The organism is Lujinxingia litoralis (assembly GCF_003260125.1).
GTDB classification, from domain to species: domain Bacteria; phylum Myxococcota_A; class Bradymonadia; order Bradymonadales; family Bradymonadaceae; genus Lujinxingia; species Lujinxingia litoralis.
The window spans coordinates 169,540-190,197 of the sequence record NZ_QHKO01000004.1 but is presented as its reverse complement, the minus strand read 5'-3'; the positions used below and the strand labels follow the sequence as shown (position 1 = coordinate 190,197).

Genomic DNA, 20,658 nt, shown 5'->3' with positions numbered 1-20,658 from the left:
GAGCAGGGGCGCGTGCGGGGAGCCGGCGAGTCGATGGTGGAGAAACGATGAGAAGGATGATGATGATGAACTCAACTCGATGGGCGGTGGCCGCGCTCAGTGCGTCCACCGTGGCGCTGGCGGTCGCTCCCCAGGCTCAGGCGCGCGCGCCCAAAAGCAGCACCCTTGTCCAGGAGACCACGCCCTCGGCGCTGGGCGATGCGAAAATTGACGGCGCGTCGCTGGTGGCCGGCATCGCGGAGTGCCGCAAGGCGCTCAACAACGATAGCATCGTTAAGTTCACCTTCGAGACAACCTATGCCGTCGCCGAGGAGCAGGACTCCTCGGCGGTGTTCTCCGGCCCCTACATCTACAGCCTGGCACGGGGGACCTCCACCAATGTCAACTGCACCGATGGTGAGCCCTCGGTGGAGTGCGAGGACATGAGCTCCGACTCCCCCCTGATGATCGATACGGGCGAGGTCGTAGCGGAGGTCCCCTTCGAAGATCTGGTGGGCTTTAGTAACGCCGAGCTCTGTGAGAGCGAGCAGAGCGATCTGGAGCATTTTGTGCAAGTTCATATCGACCCGAACAACAACGTCACCGGCGCCGTGGACGCCGATTACGTGGAAGGGCGGGTGGTTGTGGATCTGATTCGCCCGGAAGCGCCGGTCACCCTCGATGGTATGAGTACGGCGACGACGATGCTGGTGAACATTGAGCCCTCAAGCTCGGAGGATGTCAGCGCTTACTTTGCCGTGGTGAGCACCACTTCCTTTGAGGGGGGGGTGAGCATCGATGACCTGGGAGACTCCTCGAAGCGCTACCCGGTGGTCCTCAACGAGACCACCAACACCGGTGAGGTATCGGTGGACCTGGCGGAGGGCACGGTGGTCCATGTGTCCGTGGTGGCCAAGGACGACGCGGAGAATTACAGCCTGGTCCCCGCTCCGGTCGAGGTGGAGGTGGTACCTACGAAGAACTTCTGGGACTACTACCAGGAGGCCGGCGGCAGTGAGACAGGAGGCTATGGTTGTGCCAGCGCCGGCGGTGGCAGTGGCGCCGCCGGGCTGTGGGCGCTCCTGGTAGCGCTGCTGGGACTGGGGCTCACCCGCGTGCGGCGCGCCGGGGCCCGGGCCTGATGTCGATGACCCTTTTGACACCTTTTTGCAGACGCTCAAGGAGCCTGCTGATGAATGTTTCGACCCGAGCTCGCCACGTGGGTGGCCCGCTTGTGAGTGCTGGTGTGGTGATGATGGCGGTGATGCTCTCGGGCGCTGCGGCCCAGGCGCAGTCGCCGGTGAGTGGCGTGCTGGAGATCAAGGGCGGGGCCTACAGCCCGCGCATCGATCAGGAGTTCGGAGGGGCCGAGGGGCCCTTTGAGAGCTTCTTCGGCGGCAAGTCGATGGTGTTGGGAGAGGTGGAGTACGACCACCACCTCTGGAGGGGCTTCGGGAAGCTGAGTCTGGGGTTCAACGCCGGCTACGGCTCGGTGAGCGCGCGGGTGCACACCCCCGAGGGCATGCCGATCGAAGTGAGCGACGAGGCGCGTTTTCGGGTCATCCCCCTGCGCGCCGGGCTGGTCTATCGCTACGACTACAGCGCGTTGCATCACAACATCCCGCTGGTGCCCAAGCTGAAGGCCGGCCTGGACTACCACCTCTGGCGGGTGGTCGGCCCGGATGGAGAGACCGCCGGCGCTGGCGAGGAGCGGGCCGCCGGCGGGAAGTTCGGCTGGCACGTGACCGCCGGTTTGAACTTCCACCTGGACTTCATCGATCAGGGCAGCGCGGCGGCCTTCGACATGAGCTGGGGGGTGAACAACTCCTACCTCTTTGCCGAGTACACCTGGGCCAACGTCGATAACTTCGGCGGGGAAGGCCTGGACCTGAGCACGAGTCACTTCGCGTTTGGGCTGGCGTTTGAGTTTTAAGATCGTCGGGGCGCGGCGCTCCGGGTGAGCGCCGCGCGTCGGGTGTTGTAAGGAGCGCTCCATGGTGCGCGTGAGACTTCATATCGTGTATCGGGGCAGCGCGTATCACGGCTGGCAGATTCAGCCCCGAGATCGCACCGTGGAGGGGGAGTTGACCCGCGCGGTTCAGACGGTGCTCGGGCTGGAGGCGCCGGTGAAGGTGCAGGGAGCCAGCCGCACCGATAGCGGCGTGCATGCCCTGGGGCAGGTGGCCCATTTTGACCACGAGAGCCCGCGCAAGCTCTGGGATTTTGTGCGGGCGCTCAATGCCTTAACCGATGATGACATCTGCGTGACCCGGGCCGAGGAGGCCGCCGAGGGCTTTCACGCGCGTCACTCGGCCCGGGGCAAAATTTACCGCTACCGCATCTGGAACCACCGCTTTAACCATCCCTTCTTAGGCGATCGGGTCTGGCAGATGGGCAGCCAGCTGGATCTGGAGCGCATGCGCCAGGCGGCGGCGAAGCTGGTGGGTACGCATGATTTTGAGGGGTTTCGCACCACCGGCTGCGACAGTCCCACCACGGTGCGCAAGATGCGGCGGGTGGAGGTGCACACCCGGGGGCCTTCAATGATCGAGGTGGAGGTCGAGGGCACCGCCTTTCTCAAGCATATGGTGCGCATCATGGTGGGGACCCTGGTCGACATCGGGGCCGGGCGCATGGAGCTCTCCCGCATCGATGAGGTCTTTGAGAGCGGGGAGCGCCGCCGGGCCGGGCAGACCGCGCCGGCCTGCGGGCTGACCCTGGAGCGGGTGTTCTACCCGGACTTCCCCTGGGCCGAGCCCGCTCCGGAGCTGGGCGGGGCTTATTTGCCCGTGGGGTTGGAGGCCTGAGCCTCCGCGGCGCTCGGGGACGGCGCGGCCTGATGGGCCGCGGCCTGCTCGCTGGCGAAGGCCGCGAGCTCGTCTTTGCTCATCAAGGGGTAGCGCCGGGAGACCGCCTGCAGATTCATGATGATGTTGCGCTCCTCGCGGGTGGCGTTGACCAGCTGCTGGGAGAGGCGATGGCCGTTATGGGCCATAAAGCTCTCTCGGAAGCTCTCTTTGTCCTGCGCAAAGGCTTCGCGGCTGGGGTGCTGACGGTCGACCAGTCGAAAGACAAAGATGTCATCGCGAGACTTCAGCGGCTCATCGAGGGTGGGCTCATCAAGGGTGCGCTCGGCGGCGGCCTGGGCGAGCTCTTCTGCCAGGCCCAGACCGGGGATATATCCGGTGCCTTTGACCGAGAAGGGCTCGGAGTGCACGGCCTCAAACCCGGCGTTTTCCAGCGCGGTGATCAGGCCCTCGATCTGAGCCGGGCTCAGGGCTTTGCCGGTGGGGACCTCGTTTAAGAGCGCGAGCGCCGGCTGGAGCCGTTGCCGGGCCGAGGGGACGATGCCCCGGGTGCGCATCAGGTGTGAGGCGATCTCGCGGCGCAGCGGGCGATTGAGCTCCATCGGAGTGGGCTCGATACGCTCGAGCACCCGGTAGGCGTACTGCCCGCGCGGACCGCTGATGGCAAAGCCCACATCCTCGGCGCCCTCTTCAAAGATCTTCGGGTTCTCGGGCAGGATCAAAAAGGCCTCCGGGCGCAGCTCCAGCCCCAGGCCGGCGGCAATCGCCTCGGGCTCTTCGCCCGACTTTAGCCGGCGCGCGGCTTCCTGGACGGCCTCGGGGTTCTCGCCGGACTTGGGACGCAGAACGGTGAGCTTCGCGGTCTGCGGACGCATGTACCTCAGGGGGTTGTCGCGGTAGTAGGCCTCGATCTCGGAGGCCATCGTGGAGACGGCCTCGTCGATCTCGCGACTGGTCGGGGTGTTGGTCCCGCGGACCGCCACCACCGTGGCGGTGTCGTTGGCTGCCTCGTAGATCTTCCAGAGCTTCTCATCATCGAAGCGTTCGATCAGGGCGTCGTGCACCTTCTGTGCGTAGATCATGTCGTGGAGCAGGTGGCGGACGTCCTCCACACTCAGGCCGGCTGCGCTGAGGTGGGCACGCAGCGCTTCGCTCTGATCGTTTTCTTGAAACAGGGGCAGAAACGGTTGCATCTGCTCCTGGGATTCAAGCATCGCGATCTCGTCTGCTGGCGAGATGCTCAGTTCCAACTCCTGAGCTTTCATACGCATGACTTTGAAGTGCAGCAGGTTGTTCACCAGGCTCGACTGGGCCTGTGGGGTGCGAAACCAACGCTCGTCGGCCCTGGCAAACGCCCCATCTTCGGCGCGCGGCGCGAAGATGCGCAGGCGGTCCACAGCCTTCTCCACCTCGCCAAGGGTCACCGAGAGCCCCTCGCCGGAGACCACCTCGGTGGTGGGGTCGACGTCCTCGCCGGCCGGCGCTTCGACCGGCGCCTCTACCTGCTCCTCGGCCCGGGGAGCAGGGCTCTCCGGGGAGGGTTTACACGCGCCCACCACGGAGGCGGCCGCCAGCAACATCAGGCATGATTTGAGGCGTCGTGAAAAAAGCGTCGAGCTTGCGTGCATAGCTACTCTCTGTTAGGAGGGGGCCTCGTCAGGGGTGCCCCCGAAATTTCGGGCATCGCTCTTGCGAGATGACCTTGCCACGGCCTGTCGTGGCGCTCAACAAACGATCGGCGCGCCTCTGTTCCGCGCGCCCGCCGATGCTGCCACAGCAGCTTCACCCGGCCCGGCTGCTCCCAGCCGCCGGCTGCAAGCTCAGGGCGGTGTCGACGCTTTAAAAAGGGAGATGTATTATGGCTAAAAAGACCCCGATGCAGCGCGTCAAAGAAGAGTACGGCTCCAAAGAAGCGCTGGCGGAGAAAGTTCTCGGCGTGCTCGACCGCCCGGAAGACGAAGAAGCCGTTGCGGCCTTTGAAAACAATGTCAAGACGATGAGCAACCGCAAGCTTCTTCGCCTGTGGGACGCCCATCAGCTGATGACCAGCAAGTTTGGCACCAAGGCCAAGCTGGTTGACGCGATCACCAACGCGCGCTTCAAAGGCGGCAACGAAGACTACGCCCGGAAGCTGGGAACCTTCACCCTTCCCCGTCTTCTGGATGTGGCCCGTCAGCACAACCTGATCAAGATCAGCGAGCTGCCGCGCCTCTAAGTTTTAAGGTTCGACATCGCCCGCATCACTGCTGTGATGCGGGCGATTTTTTCCTCTCCGGCGGCCGCTCGCGCTCGCCGAATCCGACGAAATCCCGCGCAAGGCAGTTGTCTTCAGCGCGCCAACGGACTACAGTGTTGGGGCTTTATCGCGTGCTGGGCACGACGCGTTGGGCAGCGCCGATCCTTCGGAATGCGGCACGTCATCGATGAGGTTAGACCTCCTCGTAGCTCAGCGCCGGCGCCTTGTCCAGCGCTCTTTCAATCCCCCTGCGCTGGTGGAATGTGCGTCTTCGTCGTCGACTCAACGCTTTTGCTCCCAGCTCTCGGGCAGCTGCCCGTGTCTCTGTATGGACGGCGCAATCCCGGACGCGCCGCGTGTACGCTCATCCCCGTTCGTTGTGTGAAGCCAGTCTTGTGGGCGCGGCCGACGCGGTCGCTCCCTGGCAATGCTTCGGCATCGCGGCCGGTCCTGCACGGCCCCGGTTGAAGGGAGCCCCCGGGCAGGCCCCGCCCCACAGCCTCATTGGTAAGGAGAAGTCAAGGTGACCCCGTTTAAGGTTGGAGATAAGGCCGTTTACCCCGCTCAAGGGGTGGCGGAGGTGGTGGGCATCGACACCAAAGAGATCATGGGCACGAGCCAGACCTTCTACGTGCTGCGCGTGATGGACTCGGATAAGCGCATCATGATCCCGGTGAACAACGTCAAAAACGTCGGTCTGCGCAGCGTGATGAGCGGCAAAGAGCTCGAGGAGGTCTATGACATCCTGCGGGAGCGCGATGTCGATCTGAACCAGCAGACCTGGAACCGTCGCTACCGCGCTTATCTGGAGAAGATCCAGACGGGCAGCCCCTACGAGATCGCGGAAGTGCTGCGCGATCTCAACCTCTTGAAGTTCCATAAAGCGCTGAGCTTTGGGGAGCGTAAGATGCTCGACAAGGCCCGTCGCCTGCTGGTTCAGGAGATGGCCGTGGCCAAAGACGCCTCTGAGGAGGCGGTGATGGAAGAGCTCGAGCACATCTTTACGGCCTGACCCCCCGGGCCAATTCTCGAGGATCGGGCGGCATTCTGGCCGCGGCTCGAAGACGAAAAAAAGCCGGCGCTTACGCCGGCTTTTTGGGTTCTTGGTGCGGTGGAACTCGGCGCGTTAGAAGCCGCCAAAGCTCAGGCAGATGCCCAGGCCGCTTTCGTCATCGCCGGCCGGAATGCAGGGGGAGCCCTCCGCGCAGTCATCGGCCTGGAGGCGACAGAGTTGCAGGCATTGGCCGGCGGCGTCGCTGAAGTCGAGTTCGGCGCAGAAGGTGGCGTCGGCTCCGCAGGTCGGGAAGTCGGGGTTGCAGACGCCGCCTGTGTCGGGGCTGGAGCCCGCGTTGGGACCCGGGTTCATGCAGACGCCGGTCTGCGCGCCGACGGGCAGGCAGACGTCCTCGCCACCGCAGTCGTTGTGGCCGCCGAAGGGGCGGCAGGAGGCGCGGCAGACCTCGTCGATACAGATCGCGCCCTCGGTGCAGCTGAAGGGTTCGTCGTCATCGCACTCCGCGCCCACAGGTTCTTGCCCGCTGGTAGGCAGGCAGAGCCCGTAGCCCCCGTCGTGCTCGTAGGCCACACAGCTCAGGTGTTCGGCCGCACACCTGTCACCACGCTCGCAGCTCGAGAGGCAGACCCCGTTGGGCTCAAAGGGCTCGGCGTAGCAGTAGGTCCCCGGGGTCGGGCAGCTCGACGAGGGGTTGGAGCGATCGGTGGTGCAGATGCCCAGGCAGGTCAGCTGAGCTTCGCCATCGAGGTTGGTGCAGATAAAGCCGTTGGACACCTGGCCTTCCTCCTCACAGGGCTGATCCTGGTAGGTGCAGGAAGCGGGGTCGACCTCGACGCACTGACATTGATGGCAGACCTGATCCGGGCCGCAACCATCGGGGCAACAGGGGGCTTCTTCACGCGGGAGGCACTCGCCAGTCTCCCCGGCACAGAACTCGTGCGCCGCACAGGGGATCGAGGTCCAGGCGCCGGTTCCGTCGGCACGTGGCTCACAGCGCAGCGCGGTCTGCTCATCGGCGCAGGTCTGCGCACCCGGCTGGCAGCCATCAGGAGGAAGATCGGTGTCAGGATCCGGGACCTCGGTGTCGCCTGGTCCGCTGTCCGGAAGGCCGGTGTCGCCTGGTCCGCTGTCCGGAAGGCCGGCATCGGGCAGGTCGGCATCAAGACGGCTCAGCGGGGTGCATCGACGTTGCCGACAGACCAGATCCGGGGCGCAGTCCTGATCGGCGCGGCATTCCTGGCCGGGGGCCTGCTGCCGGGCCTCAAAGTCAATGCCACAGGCGCTCAGGCTCAGGGTCGTCATCACGAAGAGCCCACACAGGGTTACCAGCCGATTCATAAAGGCATCCGAGGGTATCGATAGGTTCGGCCGCAGCGCATCGTGGCTCATCGCGGCGCACAGGTGAGTGTATAACCTGGAGGTTGTAATACAGGCGTGCAGTCGAATCAAATTCGCAGGCTCGACGCCGGGAAGGGCAGCCGTTAGGTTGAAGGGCGTACGTACGAGCTATGACACGTTCGGGGGACCTGACCCGGGCATGTTTTGAAGGACTGCAGGGTCGAGAGATCGATGTGGTTGTTCTGTTTACACTCACGATTTTTTTGAGTGCGCTGTTGCTCTTTGTCGTCCAGCCGATGGCCGGCAAGATGCTGCTACCCTTTCTCGGGGGAACTCCCGGGGTGTGGAACACCTGCATGATGTTTTTTCAGGCGGTGCTCCTGGGGGGCTATCTATGGGCGCATGGCCTTCAACGCCTGCGCCCCCGGCGCCAGCTGGTGTTGCATGGGGGGCTGCTGCTGGCGGCGCTGCTGGCGTTGCCGCTGAGCATGACCCGCATGGACCTGAGCAGCCCGCTGCTCTCCTCTTACCCCAACCTGTGGTTGCTGGCGGCGCTGGGGCTGGGCGTGGGGCTGCCCTTTTTGGCGCTTTCGACCACCTCACCACTGATTCAGGCCTGGTTTGCGCGTCTGGACCACCGGCGCTCCCGTGACCCTTATTTTTTGTACGCGGCCAGTAACGCGGGGAGCCTCCTGGCGTTGGTGGGGTTTCCCCTGCTGGTCGAGCCGATCTTCGGGGTGCGCGCGCAGGCCTCCCTGTGGAGTGGAGCGTTCGCGCTGCTGGTGGCGCTCCTTGTGGGATGTGGCGTCCTGACGCTGCGAGGCGGCGCACAGACGCGTGATGTGGAGGTCGGGGCCCCCGATGGCGAGGATGGGCAGGTCGCCCCGACGCGGGCGTCGGTTCCCGGCCCCGATGCGCGTTCGCGCGGGCGGTGGGTGCTCTACGCCTTTGTGCCCTCCAGCCTGATGCTCGGGGTTACCAGCTACATCAGCACCGATGTGGCGGCGTTTCCGCTGCTCTGGGTGATTCCGCTGGCGCTCTACACCGGATCTTTCATCCTGGTGTTCTCCTCACTGCGCCTGAGTCTGGCGTTGATGGGGCGAGTGATGAGCCTGGTGGGCGTGGCGCTGCTGGTGGCCTGGATTATGGGGGCAACGCATCCGGCCTGGCTCCTTCTACCGTTGCATATTGTCTTTTTTGGGCTGGCGGCTCTGGTGATTCACGGCCGGCTGGCGCGCGCGCGGCCGGCTGCCTCCCACCTGACGTCTTTTTATCTGCATATGTCGATCGGGGGCCTGCTCGGAGGGATCTTCAACAGTCTGCTGGCGCCGATGATCTTTGACCGAATCTGGGAGTATCCGCTGGTCATGATTCTGGCCTGTGCGCTGCGTCCGCAGTCTGAGGCGGAGAGGGCCGATCCGGATCGCCGCTGGAAGCGGGCCGCGCCTGTGGCGGCTACCCTCCTGATGCTCGCCACCATGGGGGCGCTGCGCATCTTTGACATCACTATCACCCAGATAAGCGCGGTGCTTCTCTTCGGGATCCCGGCGGCGATAGCCTACAGCCAGGTGGAGCGCCCGCGCCGCCTGGCCCTGGGGCTGCTGGGGGTGCTGGCCGCGTCGACATTTTTTCCGGGCATCGCCGGCAACGTGATTTTTAAAGAGCGCACCTTCTTCGGGACGGTGCAGATTGCGGAGTCGGCCGCGCACTACCGGATGGTTCACGGGGGCACGGTGCACGGCCAGGTGCTGAAAGAAGACCCGGGGTGCACGCCCCTGGCGTATTACCATCGTCAGGGGCCGATGGGAGGGCTCTTTGAACTCTACCACAGCAGCGAGTTACCCCGGCGTGTGGGGGTGATCGGGCTGGGGCTGGGCTCGCACGCCTGCTACGCTCGCTCAGAAGATGAGATGACGTTTTATGAGCTCGACCCGACGGTCATCGAGGTCGCGAAGCGCTACGGGCCTCTGAAGCGCTCGCCGGCCGGGGCGCTGGACTTTGTGGTGGGCGATGCGCGCATTCAATTGCAGCAGTCGGATGCCGAGCCCTACGGATTGCTCATCGTCGATGCGTTTAGCTCGGATGCCATCCCCGTTCATCTGCTGACCGTGGAGGCGTTCGCTCTCTACGTCAGTCGCATGGAGCGCGGGGGGCTGCTGGCCGTGCACATTTCCAATCGTTACTTTGACCTTTTGCCTGTGCTCCGGCGTCAGGCCCGCGAGCAGGGGATTCATCTGCGGGTGCTCGACGATGCGCCCGGCGCCGAGATCGATGTCAACGCCGCCCGTCAGCCCTCGACCTGGGTGGTGCTCACTGAGGACCGCCTGGCGATCGAGGAACTGGAGCGTCTCGACCCGCGTTGGGCGCGCTCGGAGGGCAGAGAAGTGCTCTGGACCGACGATCACGCCAACGTTCTGAATGCCTGGCGACGATAGGCGACCTGATTCCGGGGCGTTGTCTTGAACTCGACCATCTGTTAGAAGTCGAGGGCAGTTTATGGTGGCGAAAGATCACCTCGTAGACGACCGAGTGACGCTTGAAAAAGCAATGGATACATAGTCTGAGCGCGACGTTGATGCTGGTGGCGGTGCTGATGAGTCTCTCGGGTTGCGCCGGTTCCCGAGAGGCAGAGAAGCCGCAAGATGCCATGGTAGATGATGGCAGCGCACGCGCGCATAAAGGCAACCTCTCGCGCCGCGGGTTAACCCCGGAGGTCGCGGATCTCAACGGCGATGATGCCCCCGATCAGTGGGTTCTCCGAGATGACGAGGGCCTGGTGGTGCGCGTGGAGCGCGACCTGAGCTTCAATGGGCAGGTCGATCTCTGGCAGCATTACGATGCCAGCGGAGAGGTGGTTGAGGAAGAGATGGATCTCGACCTCGATGGCCGCATCGACATGATCACTTTTTTCGAGAATGGAAAAGTGGTGCGACGCCTGCTCTCCATCGGGTTCGATAACTCGTTTCCGATCGAGAAGTTCTACGACAGCGAGGAGAAGCTCCTGCGCGTGGAACGGGATGAGGACAACGACGGTCGTCCCAACATCTGGGAATACTACGAGGAAGGCCAGCGCGTGCGTATCGGCTGGGATACGACGGGTGACGGTCAACCCGATAGCTTCGATCAGCTCTGAGAGAGCGGTCAGCGAGCAGGGCTGGTCAAAAGAGCGCTACGCTTGAACTCCAGCGCAGTAGAAGCTGCGTCGTGGCGGAGAGGATCCGTTCGGCGTGAGCGTTGAGGCAGGTGACATGTACCGCGTCGAACAGGTGTTGGTCCCGCTGGATTTTTCTACCTCCAGCCGCAGTGCGCTGGCTTTTGCCCGCGCCCTCGGTGGAGAGGAGCCGGCGCGCATGCAGGTCGGGCACGCCCTGGAGCCGATGCCTCCCTATGTGCGTCGGGTTCTATTTCCTTATGCTGCGCTCGGGGAAGATGATCGCGAGTTTGAGGCGGAACTCATTGAGGAGGCCCGCGCCGAGTTGGAGCGCTACTTCGAGTTCGACGATCGCCTGCGCCGTCGCATGATCGGGGAACCCGTCGTCGAGATGGGCGCGAGCCGCGAGCAGGTTGCGCGATGGGCAGGGCGCTTCGACGTCGAGGCGGTGGTCATGGGGGCGGTTGGTGAGCAGAGCGGTGGGGCCGGACACCAGCTGGGGGCGACGGCACTGCGCGTGTTGGAGAGTTCGAGCCGACCGGTGGTGCTGGTTCGTCAGCACGACCCGCGTCCTCGCCTCAAACGTATTCTGGTGGCGCTGGACCTGGAGGCGACCAGCGCCGAGGTGTTGGAGGTGGGGCTGGGGATGGCGCTGCAACACGGCTGCGAGCTCGAGCTGCTCTTTGTGCTGCCTTCGCCGCTGGCCCAGGATAGCGCCGGGCTCTTGAAGAGCCAGGTGCGCTTTGATGAGCGTCAGGCGCGATCTCGGCTCAAGAACAAGATCGAAGCTCTTTTTGAGCGCACCGTGGAGCAGGTGGACGTTCCCTTCCCGCAACGGGAGAAGGCCCGGGAGTTGACCTCGACCACCCGGGTTGAAGTCGGTGATCCGGCGGCGACCATTGTGAAGCGCGCGTATGATATCGACGCCGATCTGGTGGTGATCGGCGCGCGTTCGGGTCCGCGGGCTGCGGGGGGCAACCTGGGGTCGGTGGCTCGCGGCGTGGCGAGCGGGGCGACCGCGCATGTGATGGTGGTTCCGCCCGAGACCAAGAGCACCCCGCTGACTCGCGAAGACTAGGCAGAAGGGCCCGGGGCGGGGGATTTGTCGGAACTTTGTCCGGGCCGGCCTCACCATCCACGAGAGTAGATAGTGAGGCGCCTGCTCGCCACATCAAAAAAGCCGCGCTCCGGATGCCCGGAGCGCGGCTTTTTTTGAGTCTTCTTGCCTCGGGCCCCCTTGTTTAGGGGGCCCGAGTCGAATCAGACGATGCCCTTGAGCTTTTCGGTCAGGGCCGGGACGATTTCGAACGCATCGCCCACCAGGCCGAAGTCGGCGACCTGGAAGATCGGGGCGTCAGCGTCTTTGTTGATCGCCACGATGGTCTTGGAGCCCTTCATGCCGGCCAGGTGCTGGATGGCACCGCTGATGGCCACGGCGAAGTAGAGATCCGGGGCGACGACCTTACCGGTCTGGCCAATCTGCCAGTCGTTGGGGGCGTAGCCACTGTCGACCGCCGCGCGGCTGGCGCCGACGGCGCCGCCCAGGGTGTCGGCCAGGTTCATGATCATCTGGAAGTTCTCGCCAGACTTCAGACCACGACCACCGGCCACAACCACGGCGGCATCGGTGAGCTCGGGGCGCTCGCTCTTGACCTGATCAAAGGAGACGAACTCCGCGTTATCCGGAGCGGCCAAGCCGGCATCGAAGGCTTCCACGGCGGCGGCATCGCCTTCGGCGGGGGCTTCGAAGTCGGTGGTGCGAACGGTGATGACCTTGACCGGGGTGACGACTTCCACGGTGGTCAGCACGTTACCGGCCCAGAGCGGACGGCGGAACTTGATGCCACCGTCGTCGAACACGGCGATGGCGTCGGAGACCATACCGGCGTCGAGCTTGGCGGCGACGCGCGGGAGCACGTCTTTACCGGTGGTGCTCGAGGGAGCGGCGACAACCGTGGCGCCGATCGCCTGCGCGGCCTTCACGATGGCCGGCGCGTAGGTCTCAGCGAGGTAGTTTTCAAAGACCGGGCTGTTGGCAAAGTGCACCTTGCTCACGCCGTACTTTGCAACTTCGGCGGCGACGGCATCGGTGCCGTTGCCCAGCACCAGCACGTGGACCTCACCGCCGGTCAGCGCGGCCGTCTGCTGGGCAAAGGTAATGGTGGGAAGGGTGACCTTACGAAGCTTCCCGTCGAGATGTTCGGCGACAACGAGTACGTTGGCCATAAGGGTTCCTCACATTGCAAAAGGGTTCACCAGAAGATCTCTATACCGGCGCGTTCGACGTGTCAGACACGCGAGCGCACGCAGGGCGATTAGAGGACCTTGGCCTTGTTCTTGAGGCGGTCGATCAGCGTGTCGATGTCCTCGACGATCTCGCCGGCTTCACGCTCCTCGGGAGCTTCGAAGAGAAGCACGTTGACCTTGTTGGCGATATCCACGCCCAGGTCCGAGGGGGACAGCGTCTCCAGGGGTTTGCGCTTGGCCTTCATGATGCCCGGGAGGCTGGCGTAGCGCGGCTCGTTGAGGCGAAGGTCGGCGGTGATGATGGCCGGCAGCTTCACGCGCTTGGTGGCGGTTCCACCGTCGACTTCGCGACCCACCGTGGCCCAGCCATCGGCGACTTCCAGGCTGTAGGCGAAGGTGGCCTGCGGGTAGTCCAGGTAGGAGGCCAGGATCTGACCGGTCTGGTTGCGGTCGCTGTCGACGGCCTGCTTGCCCATCACGATGATATCGGGGGACTCGCGGCGCACGACCTCGGCCAGCACGCGGGCTACCGCGTCGCTGTCGAGCTCGGCGTCGGTTTCCACCAGGATGCCGCGGTCGGCACCCATGGCCATCGCCGTGCGAATCTCTTTGGTCGCCGAGGACGGACCCACCGAGACCACGACGATTTCGCCGCCGTGGGCTTCCTTGAGCTTGATGGCTTCTTCGACGCCGTACTCGTCGAAGGAGTTCATTTTGTACTCGACGCCGTCGGTGACAACGCCGCTCTGGTCAGGTTTGATCTTGACCTTCATGTCCGGGTCGGTGACCCGCTTCACAGTCGTGAGAATTTTCACGTTCAGCCTCCTTCAAAAGGGGGGTAAGGGTGGTCAATCCATCGTGGAATGGGGGCGTACAATAAGCCCATCGATGATCATGCTCGAGATCTGCTCGGCCTCGTTTTTGACATCGTTGGGGGCGGTGCGCGCCAGGGTAAGCTGCAACAGAACCTCGTCGAGGGCGCCAAAGAGCGCGCGGCCGACCAGGCGGCTGTCCAGATCGCTGCGGAAGATGCCCTCGGACTGGCCCTGGTCAATCAGGCCGTGAAGGATCTTCAGATAATCGGCAAACTTGGGGTTCTTATATTCTTTGACAAACTTCGCGCTCTGGCGCAGTTCCACGGTGATGAACTCCGCCAGATCCCGGTCTTCAATGGCCAGGCGAAAGTGCAGGTGGATGAACGCCTTGAGGCGCTCCAGCACGCCGCCATCGACCGCTTTAAGCTCGGTCTGCAACCGGTCAATGATCCACTCCATGCGGTCTTCAAAGAGCGAGATGAGCAGGTCATCTTTGTTCTTGAAGTAGAGGTAGATCGTGCCGTCGGCCACACCGGCTTCGCTGGCAATCTCGGAGACCTTGGTATTGTAGAACCCCTTCTTGGCGAAGGCACGCAGGGCGCCTTCGAGAATGCGCCCGCGCTTTTCAGTGCTGCCGCGCTGCTTGTCCGGCTCAGCCATAAAGAACGAACCTCTTTTCAGGGGGGATCGGGCGCAGAAGTGGGCTGAATGAATGCCCATTCATTTTGTAGTCACGCACTCCGCGGCTGTCAAGGCGGCCCGGACGCGCGCGCCACACTCCGGCGGCTATTGCAGGGGATAGCGTCCGCCGCTGCCAAGGGCGTAGTTTGGAAGAAGGCAGCCGCGAGCCTCGCCGGTGGTGGTGTCCTCAAAGCCCAGCATGTTCTGGCCCAGGCTCACCTGGAAGTTGGCTTCCATGGTTTTCTCTCGATTGTCGAATCCGACCACGGTGAGGGTGCCTCCGGAGCCGTGGTAGACGAAGTGATCCTGGTCGCCCAGGACTTCGTCCCCGTTGACGTCGTATCCGAGCTGCACGCAGATGGTATCGTCGGCCACCGAGCAGTCAAAGCGCTCCAGGTCGGTACGGCCCTGGCTGCCGGTGACTTCGGCGGTGGCGTCGATCACCTGGAGGATCAGCGGCGCGGAGGTCGTGCGCTGGCTCAGGGTGTCGAGCATGTTCTGGGCGCTGCTGCTGTCGAAGAAGTTGAGGATGAGATCGGCCTGGTCCGCCTGGCCGGGGATGGGGCGAGCGCCCAGATTGACGCTGATCCCACGGACATCGATCGCGCCGGTGATAGCGGGGCGCGCCAGGTCGTGGCGGATGGTCCGCTCGGGACCCTCCAGGGTGGCGTCGAGGTAGGCGCTTAAGCCTTCTTCGGCACAGCGCTGCTCAGGGGCGATCTGAGCCGGCTCGTCACCGCAGCCCAGGAGCAACCCGAGGGCAAGTGTGGGGAGTGTGAGGCGATAAGCGGAGTTCGGGCGCATGTTCATCCTCATAGAAGTTCCAGGGGGCCCGGGGGCAGGGGCTCGTCCAGGCGCAGGTTATCGATGAGACGAGTGTCGCCAAAACGCACGGCCATGGCCAGGTGCGCCGGCTGATTGTGGAGGTCTTCGTCCGGCGCAAACTCGCGGAGGGTATCGGGGTGGACGCATTGAAGGTACTCGGGACGCGCATCGGGGGCCTGCGCCAGCCGCTGCTGGCCGCATTGGACCAGCGCCGCCGGGGAGCGCTCACCACGTGCCCAGAGCTGATGGGCGGCGACCAGCGCGCCGCTGAGCGCGGTGGCCTGGCGGCGATGTTCCGGGGAGAGGAAGCGGTTGCGACTGGAGAGGGCCAGCCCATCGGCCTCGCGCACTGTGGGCACGCCGACGATCTCGATGGGGAAGTTCAGGTCGCGCACCATGCGGCGTACGATTGCGAGTTGCTGGTAGTCTTTTTGGCCAAACACGGCCACATCGGGCTGCACCAGATTAAAGAGCTTGGCCACGATGGTGGTCACCCCGGCGAAGTGCGTGGGGCGTCCGGGGCCGCAGAGCGTAGTGTCGAGCCCACCGACGCGTACCTCAGTGCTGTGGTCCGGGGCGTAAATCTGCGCCTCGGTGGGCATGGAGAGGATGTCGCACCCGAGCTGACGGCACTTCTCGGCATCGCCCTGCGGGTCGCGCGGGTAGCGATCGAGGTCTTCGCCGGGAGCAAATTGGGTGGGGTTGACGAAGATGTTGACGATGAGGTGATCGCAGCGTTTTCGGGCTTCGCGCATCAGCGCCAGATGGCCCTCGTGCAGGTAACCCATGGTGGGGACAAAGCCCACCGTACCAGGCAGCGCACGGCGGTATGTGCGTAACGCTTCGATGGAGGTCGTGATCTCCACGGGAGAGTCCTCGGGCGGGATGAACGGCGCGCCGCCACAGCGGCATCGCACCGATCAGTAGGAGTGTTCGTCGTCGGGAAAACTGCGCTGGTGGACTTCGTCGGCGAAGGCGTTGAGGGCGCCGACGACGGTGTTTTCCAGGCTGGCAAAATGTTTGACGAAGCGGGGTTTAAAGTCGGAGTTCATGCCCAGCATGTCTTGGAGCACCAGGACCTGGCCGCTGGTGTGGGGGCCGGCACCGATGCCAATGGTCGGAATGTCGAGTGCGTTGGTCACACGTTTGGCCAGGGCAGCGGGGACCATTTCCAGCACGATCATAAAGGCGCCGGCGTCCTGCAGGGCCCGGGCATCCTTGAGCAGGCGCTCGGCGGCCTCATCGTCTGTGCCCTGGAGGCGAAAGCCGCCGAAGGCGTGCACCGACTGCGGGGTCAAGCCCAGGTGACCGCAGACCGGGATTCCGGCGGCGGTCATGCGGGCGATCATCGTGGCGAGTTCTTCGCCGCCTTCTACTTTGACCGACTGGGCGTGCCCCTCTTTGAGGAGACGACCGGCATTACGCAGCGCGTCGTCTGTCGAGGCCTGGTAGCTCATAAAAGGCATGTCGGCCAGGATGTGGGCGGACTGGTTGCCCCGGAGGACGGCGCGGGTGTGGTAGATGATATCTTCCAGGGTCACCGGTACGGTGGTGTCATGCCCCTGGATGACGTTGCCCATGCTGTCACCGACGAGGATGATGTCGATATCGGCTTTATCGACCAGGCGCGCGAAGGTGTAGTCGTAGCAGGTCACCATGGTCAGTGGCGTCTGCTTCTCGTAGAGTTTTCGTAGCGCACGGGTGGTTTTTCGGCGGGCCATAGAATGTACCTCGTTACACAGGCAAACGCCGCGCAGAGCGCGGCGACCAGGGGGCTTTTCGAGGGCATCCTACGGGCGCGGTTGGTGAGGGTCAACGCGGGATGAGTGGCACGCTCAGAGCAGATGCAGACGTGCGAGAAGCCCGAGGCGCGGGGTGTATCCGACGATGCTGTGGCGCACCTGGCGATGGTCGTCGATGACGTAGATGGTGGGGTAGCTTTGTACGTTGAACCCGGCGGCCATCGCGTCGGTGCCCAGGTAGACCGGGTAGTCGATGTTGTTCTCGGCGACGAAGGCCTTGAGGGACTCGCGGTCGCTCCAGTCCATGACGACGCTGATGACGTGCACATCGTCGCGGTCTTTTGCGTGGCGATGCATCGCGTTGATGACCGGGGACTGTGCTTTGCAGACGCCGCACCAGGTCGCCCAGAAGTAGACCAGGGTGCGTTCGGCGTTGAGCTCATTGAGGCTGAGCTCGCTGCCGTCGGCCAGGTTCACCAGGGTGACCGGAGGCGCCGGCGTGTTGCGCGCGATGAGATTACGGGTCTGGTAGGCGCTGATCCCCCAGAAGAGGGTGGCTAGCAGGAGCAGATCGATGCCCCAGCGCCCCCACCAGGTCGCGCGGATCTTTTGCCAGCGGGTGGGAGGCGATGGGGCATCGGGTGTGGAGGTATCTTTCACGTGTTATCCGCAGCGCCCTGCGATGCATTTGGCGATGCCCGGGCAGGCAGCGTCTTCACCGCAGGGAATGACATTTCGATTCCAGCGCAGGAAGGGGGCGATGACACGCTGGTCGGTCTCCGGGCTGTTGTTCCCGTAGAACATCAGACTGTTATAAGCGGTGTCGAAGTCAAAACCTTCCGCGATGCTGCGAGGAATGGAGCGCTCGAAGACCCCGTCGAGATCGGTGACGTCCACGCGGACCGAGCTGGCGTAGGGATTGCCGACCAGGCGCAGTCCGCTGGTCAGGTCGCGGGTGGCGTGGGCGATGTCGCGGAAGGTCTCGGTGACATCGGGCTGGCAGACCGAGCCGTAGCTGCCGCCGGTTTCGGTGACCACGTGGTGGATGCCGTGGGCGACGCTTCCCTGGTCGGCGGAGTCGCAGGACTGCCCCGGGACCCTGTAGAGTCCGTAGACGATGGCGCCGACATCGGGGCGGGCCAGCCAGCCAAGCCAGGGGTCCAGGAAGTTCTCCATGTCGGTGCGGGTGGAGGAGCTGATGCTATCCGACATGCCCGGGACCATGTGGCCGACGAGTTCTTCGCGTTCGTCGGTCACGGTAACCAGAATAACCTGGGCGTTGGGGCGGATCTTGTCGACGGCGTTTTCGGCGCGGGGCAGTGAGCGGTCAATTGCCGCCATGCCCATCGTCAGGGTGTATTCATGGGACGAAGAGGAGACGTCGTTGAGGCGATCGGCGATGGTTTGGGGATCGCGGGTGAATCCGCCGCCCACCAGTTTGCCGTTGTTGTCCCCGCCGCCGCCGATGCCGCCGACGCCGGAGGGGCTGCGGCAAGGGCCGCCCAGATCCATTTCGCCGGGGAAGGGGATGGGGACGGGGGGCAGCTGACTTTCGTCAGGGCCGGGCCACAGCGATCGAAAGTCATAGCTGAGTTCTTCGTCGTCCTGGATACCTTCGCAGTCCACACCGGTCACCCCGATACGCCAGTCGACGCCGGCTTCATTAAGCAGGGTGGTGAACTCGTTGGCAAAGCCGCTCAGGGCCGCTTGGACGGAGCTCATGGAGCCGGAGGCATCCATCGAGATGATGATGTCAACTTCGGTGGTATCGCGCAGGGTCAGCGAGACGCATTGATCGCTCATGGTCTCCCCGGCCATGGCCAGGGCAGTGCCGCCGGCGAGGTCTTCGACGGCGAAACGAGCGCCGTGATCGGGCTGGTCGTAGCGAGTGGCGGTGGTGAAGGCGCCGACGATGATCACCTGTTGATCACTGCGCATCACCGTTTTGTAGCTCAGGTGCAGGTCGCTGCCATCCGCCGTGGCGGTTTCGGTGAGTTCGTAGGTCAGGTCGGTTTGACTCACGCCAAAGATCGCGGCGACCAGCGCGTCGCGGGCCTCTCCCGGGGTGGCTTGCGTGTTGACGCGCACGTGGTTGAGTACCGAGGCGTTGTACCCGTCGTGGGTGCGGTAGGTGCGGCCGTTGCCCTGGCGTTGGGCATCTTCCACACCCGGAAGTCCGTTGAGGGTATCGCTGAGCCAGTAGGCCATATCGGTGGCCGTGGAGTAGCCCGCGCGGGGGTTGATCGAGACGATAAAGCCGGCGTAGCCCTTGTCCTGATCTTCGAACATGTGGGCGTGAGGGCTGCGATCAAAGAAGGTGAGCGGGGAGACCTCCGCGCCCGGGTCCATGGCCAGCAGGTAGTCACCGGCGCGGTGGAGGAGGAACTGCGGTGCGCTGATCGAGCCGACGTCTTCCGGATCACAGCTGTGGTAGGTCGCGGTGGCCGGGTCCTGGGGCTCGAAAGGATCGTAGGAGCCGTCGGCCGGGGGAATCCAGGGGGCGGGCTCTTCGGAGTCGCAGTCCTGGAAGAAGGGGCAGTCCGGGTCGTAGTCGGGCTCTTCGGTGTCGGGGGTGCCGCCGTCGGGAGTGTCAGGGTTATCGGGGTTATCGCTACCGGGCACGCAGGAGCCATCGATCGGATTGTAGCGTTCCCCCTCGCCACATTGTCGGGCCACACATTCGCCGGTGACCGGATTCTGGATGAGGCCCGGGTCGCATTGACCGTCGACAACATCATCGCCGCAGGCTGCCACAAAGAGCAGTCCGCCCAAAAGCAGGAGGGAGCGTTTCACCATGATCGTTCCATTGCAGTAGCGCATAAGGCGCGCGTCATACGCCTGAAGAGTGGGTATACTCGAAGAGGAGCGAGTATAGCCATGTAGGCGCAGAGATTACAAGTTTCGCGATCATGAGTGTGTTGGTCCTTAGGTTTGAACTGAGCCCGTTGGAGATCCATAAGCCGAGCGCGATGCTCGGGAGGACGTTATGGCGAAGTTCAATCGCAGGGTGTGGACGATGGCGGCGGTGATGCTGGTGCTGGCGCTTTGGGTTGTGTCTGCGCCGGGCGCGCAGGAGGATGCGCCAAAGTTGCCGACGGTGGACGAGGTTAACAGCCATCTGGACCGGCTCTATCGCTCTAAAAGCGCGGAGTCGGAGATGACGATGACGATCAAGCGCGAAGGTCAGGAGCGCCGGCTGAGCGTGCGGGGTTTCAGCGAGGGAGAGGATAAGGGGTTGTTTGTGATCACGGCGCCGGCCCGGGAGGCCGGCACCGCCACGCTGCGCGCCGACGAGGGGTTGTGGAACTACGCCCCGCGCGCCGATCGGCTGATGCGGGTGCCCTCCGGGATGCTCTCGGAGGATTGGATGGGGAGCCATCTGACCAACGACGATTTGGTCCGGGAGTCACGTTACGAGGATGACTTTGATGTGGAGCTTTCCTGGGGCGAGCGCGATGGCGAGCGGGTGTTGGAGGCGTCCATGGTGCCCAAAGAAGGCGTGCCGGTGACGTACTCGCGCATCCTCTACACGCTGGATGCCGAGGAGTGGACGCCGATGGAGGCCGTCTACTTCGATGGCGAGGAGGCGGTGCGCACGATCACCTTCAGCGAGGTCAAGGAGGTCGATGGTCGCCCGATTCCGCATCGTGTGGAGGTGGTGCCGGCCGATGCGCCCGAGGAGTTTACGCGGATGGAGTATGAGGACCTGCGCTTTGATGTGCCCATTGATGATGCGATTTTCACGCAGCAGGGGATGCGCAAGGAAGCGCGTAAGTTGGAAGAGCGCAGCTAAGCCCCAGATACACCTCACCCCCGCAGCGC

General features: G+C 64.0%; 19 protein-coding genes. 9 read left to right on the top strand and 10 right to left on the bottom strand.

The window, feature by feature from the left end; translation table 11 throughout:
- Positions 1-65: 65 nt before the first annotated feature.
- The 3 genes from DL240_RS10355 (at position 66) to truA (ending at position 2,786) form a co-directional block, all read left to right on the top strand.
- Positions 66-1,121, top strand: a complete 1,056-nt coding sequence (locus tag DL240_RS10355; RefSeq protein WP_146618236.1) for a hypothetical protein — start codon at positions 66-68, stop codon at positions 1,119-1,121.
- A gap of 50 nt (positions 1,122-1,171) precedes the next feature.
- Positions 1,172-1,912: an MXAN_2562 family outer membrane beta-barrel protein gene (locus DL240_RS10350; protein WP_111729819.1), complete on the top strand. Its 741-nt coding sequence runs from the start codon at positions 1,172-1,174 to the stop codon at positions 1,910-1,912.
- A 61-nt stretch (positions 1,913-1,973) separates the two neighbouring features.
- Positions 1,974-2,786, top strand: coding sequence for a tRNA pseudouridine(38-40) synthase TruA (gene truA / locus DL240_RS10345; RefSeq protein ID WP_111729818.1), 813 nt, complete (start codon positions 1,974-1,976; stop codon positions 2,784-2,786).
- On the opposite strand, the gene DL240_RS10340 is transcribed toward truA, so the two are convergent.
- On the bottom strand, positions 2,759-4,414 hold the full coding sequence (locus tag DL240_RS10340) for a peptidylprolyl isomerase (protein WP_111729817.1): 1,656 nt from the start codon (positions 4,412-4,414) through the stop codon (positions 2,759-2,761). The genes truA and DL240_RS10340 overlap by 28 nt on opposite strands.
- A gap of 230 nt (positions 4,415-4,644) precedes the next feature.
- Here DL240_RS10340 and DL240_RS10335 point away from each other — a divergent pair, with 230 nt between their 5' ends.
- Positions 4,645-5,001: a hypothetical protein gene (locus DL240_RS10335; RefSeq protein ID WP_111729816.1), complete on the top strand. Its 357-nt coding sequence runs from the start codon at positions 4,645-4,647 to the stop codon at positions 4,999-5,001.
- A gap of 544 nt (positions 5,002-5,545) precedes the next feature.
- Entirely contained in the window at positions 5,546-6,034 is a 489-nt protein-coding gene (locus DL240_RS10330) for a CarD family transcriptional regulator (RefSeq protein ID WP_111729815.1), read from the top strand.
- 114 nt (positions 6,035-6,148) lie between these two features.
- Here DL240_RS10330 and DL240_RS10325 read toward each other — a convergent pair whose 3' ends face one another.
- Entirely contained in the window at positions 6,149-7,375 is a 1,227-nt protein-coding gene (locus tag DL240_RS10325) for a hypothetical protein (protein ID WP_111729814.1), read from the bottom strand.
- A 233-nt stretch (positions 7,376-7,608) separates the two neighbouring features.
- On the opposite strand from DL240_RS10325, the gene DL240_RS10320 reads away from it, so the two are divergent.
- The 3 genes from DL240_RS10320 (at position 7,609) to DL240_RS10310 (ending at position 11,604) form a co-directional block, all read left to right on the top strand.
- Positions 7,609-9,810: a fused MFS/spermidine synthase gene (locus tag DL240_RS10320; RefSeq protein ID WP_146618235.1), complete on the top strand. Its 2,202-nt coding sequence runs from the start codon at positions 7,609-7,611 to the stop codon at positions 9,808-9,810.
- Positions 9,811-9,911: 101 nt separating this feature from the next.
- A complete protein-coding gene (locus tag DL240_RS10315; protein ID WP_146618234.1) occupies positions 9,912-10,508 on the top strand; it encodes a hypothetical protein in 597 nt (198 codons plus the stop codon).
- A gap of 94 nt (positions 10,509-10,602) precedes the next feature.
- A complete protein-coding gene (locus tag DL240_RS10310) occupies positions 10,603-11,604 on the top strand; it encodes a universal stress protein (protein ID WP_146618233.1) in 1,002 nt (333 codons plus the stop codon).
- Positions 11,605-11,786: 182 nt separating this feature from the next.
- Here DL240_RS10310 and DL240_RS10305 read toward each other — a convergent pair whose 3' ends face one another.
- From DL240_RS10305 to DL240_RS10270, 8 genes are all read right to left on the bottom strand, one after another.
- The gene (locus DL240_RS10305; protein WP_111729810.1) at positions 11,787-12,752 is read right to left on the bottom strand and encodes an electron transfer flavoprotein subunit alpha/FixB family protein; all 966 of its coding nucleotides are present in this window, start codon (positions 12,750-12,752) and stop codon (positions 11,787-11,789) included.
- Positions 12,753-12,841: 89 nt separating this feature from the next.
- Positions 12,842-13,588 carry an electron transfer flavoprotein subunit beta/FixA family protein gene (locus tag DL240_RS10300; protein WP_111729809.1) on the bottom strand — a complete coding sequence of 249 codons (747 nt, stop codon included), beginning with the start codon at positions 13,586-13,588 and terminating at the stop codon, positions 12,842-12,844.
- A 33-nt stretch (positions 13,589-13,621) separates the two neighbouring features.
- The gene (locus tag DL240_RS10295; protein ID WP_158542475.1) at positions 13,622-14,248 is read right to left on the bottom strand and encodes a TetR/AcrR family transcriptional regulator; all 627 of its coding nucleotides are present in this window, start codon (positions 14,246-14,248) and stop codon (positions 13,622-13,624) included.
- A gap of 126 nt (positions 14,249-14,374) precedes the next feature.
- The gene (locus tag DL240_RS10290) at positions 14,375-15,073 is read right to left on the bottom strand and encodes a hypothetical protein (RefSeq protein WP_146618232.1); all 699 of its coding nucleotides are present in this window, start codon (positions 15,071-15,073) and stop codon (positions 14,375-14,377) included.
- A gap of 8 nt (positions 15,074-15,081) precedes the next feature.
- On the bottom strand, positions 15,082-15,960 hold the full coding sequence (gene panC / locus DL240_RS10285) for a pantoate--beta-alanine ligase (protein ID WP_111729806.1): 879 nt from the start codon (positions 15,958-15,960) through the stop codon (positions 15,082-15,084).
- Positions 15,961-16,014: 54 nt separating this feature from the next.
- A complete protein-coding gene (gene panB / locus DL240_RS10280) occupies positions 16,015-16,815 on the bottom strand; it encodes a 3-methyl-2-oxobutanoate hydroxymethyltransferase (RefSeq protein ID WP_111729805.1) in 801 nt (266 codons plus the stop codon).
- 114 nt (positions 16,816-16,929) lie between these two features.
- A complete protein-coding gene (locus DL240_RS10275; protein ID WP_111729804.1) occupies positions 16,930-17,496 on the bottom strand; it encodes a TlpA family protein disulfide reductase in 567 nt (188 codons plus the stop codon).
- A 3-nt stretch (positions 17,497-17,499) separates the two neighbouring features.
- Positions 17,500-19,632, bottom strand: coding sequence for a hypothetical protein (locus DL240_RS10270; RefSeq protein ID WP_146618231.1), 2,133 nt, complete (start codon positions 19,630-19,632; stop codon positions 17,500-17,502).
- A 190-nt stretch (positions 19,633-19,822) separates the two neighbouring features.
- Here DL240_RS10270 and DL240_RS10265 point away from each other — a divergent pair, with 190 nt between their 5' ends.
- Positions 19,823-20,629 carry an outer membrane lipoprotein-sorting protein gene (locus DL240_RS10265; RefSeq protein ID WP_111729802.1) on the top strand — a complete coding sequence of 269 codons (807 nt, stop codon included), beginning with the start codon at positions 19,823-19,825 and terminating at the stop codon, positions 20,627-20,629.
- Positions 20,630-20,658: the final 29 nt, after the last annotated feature.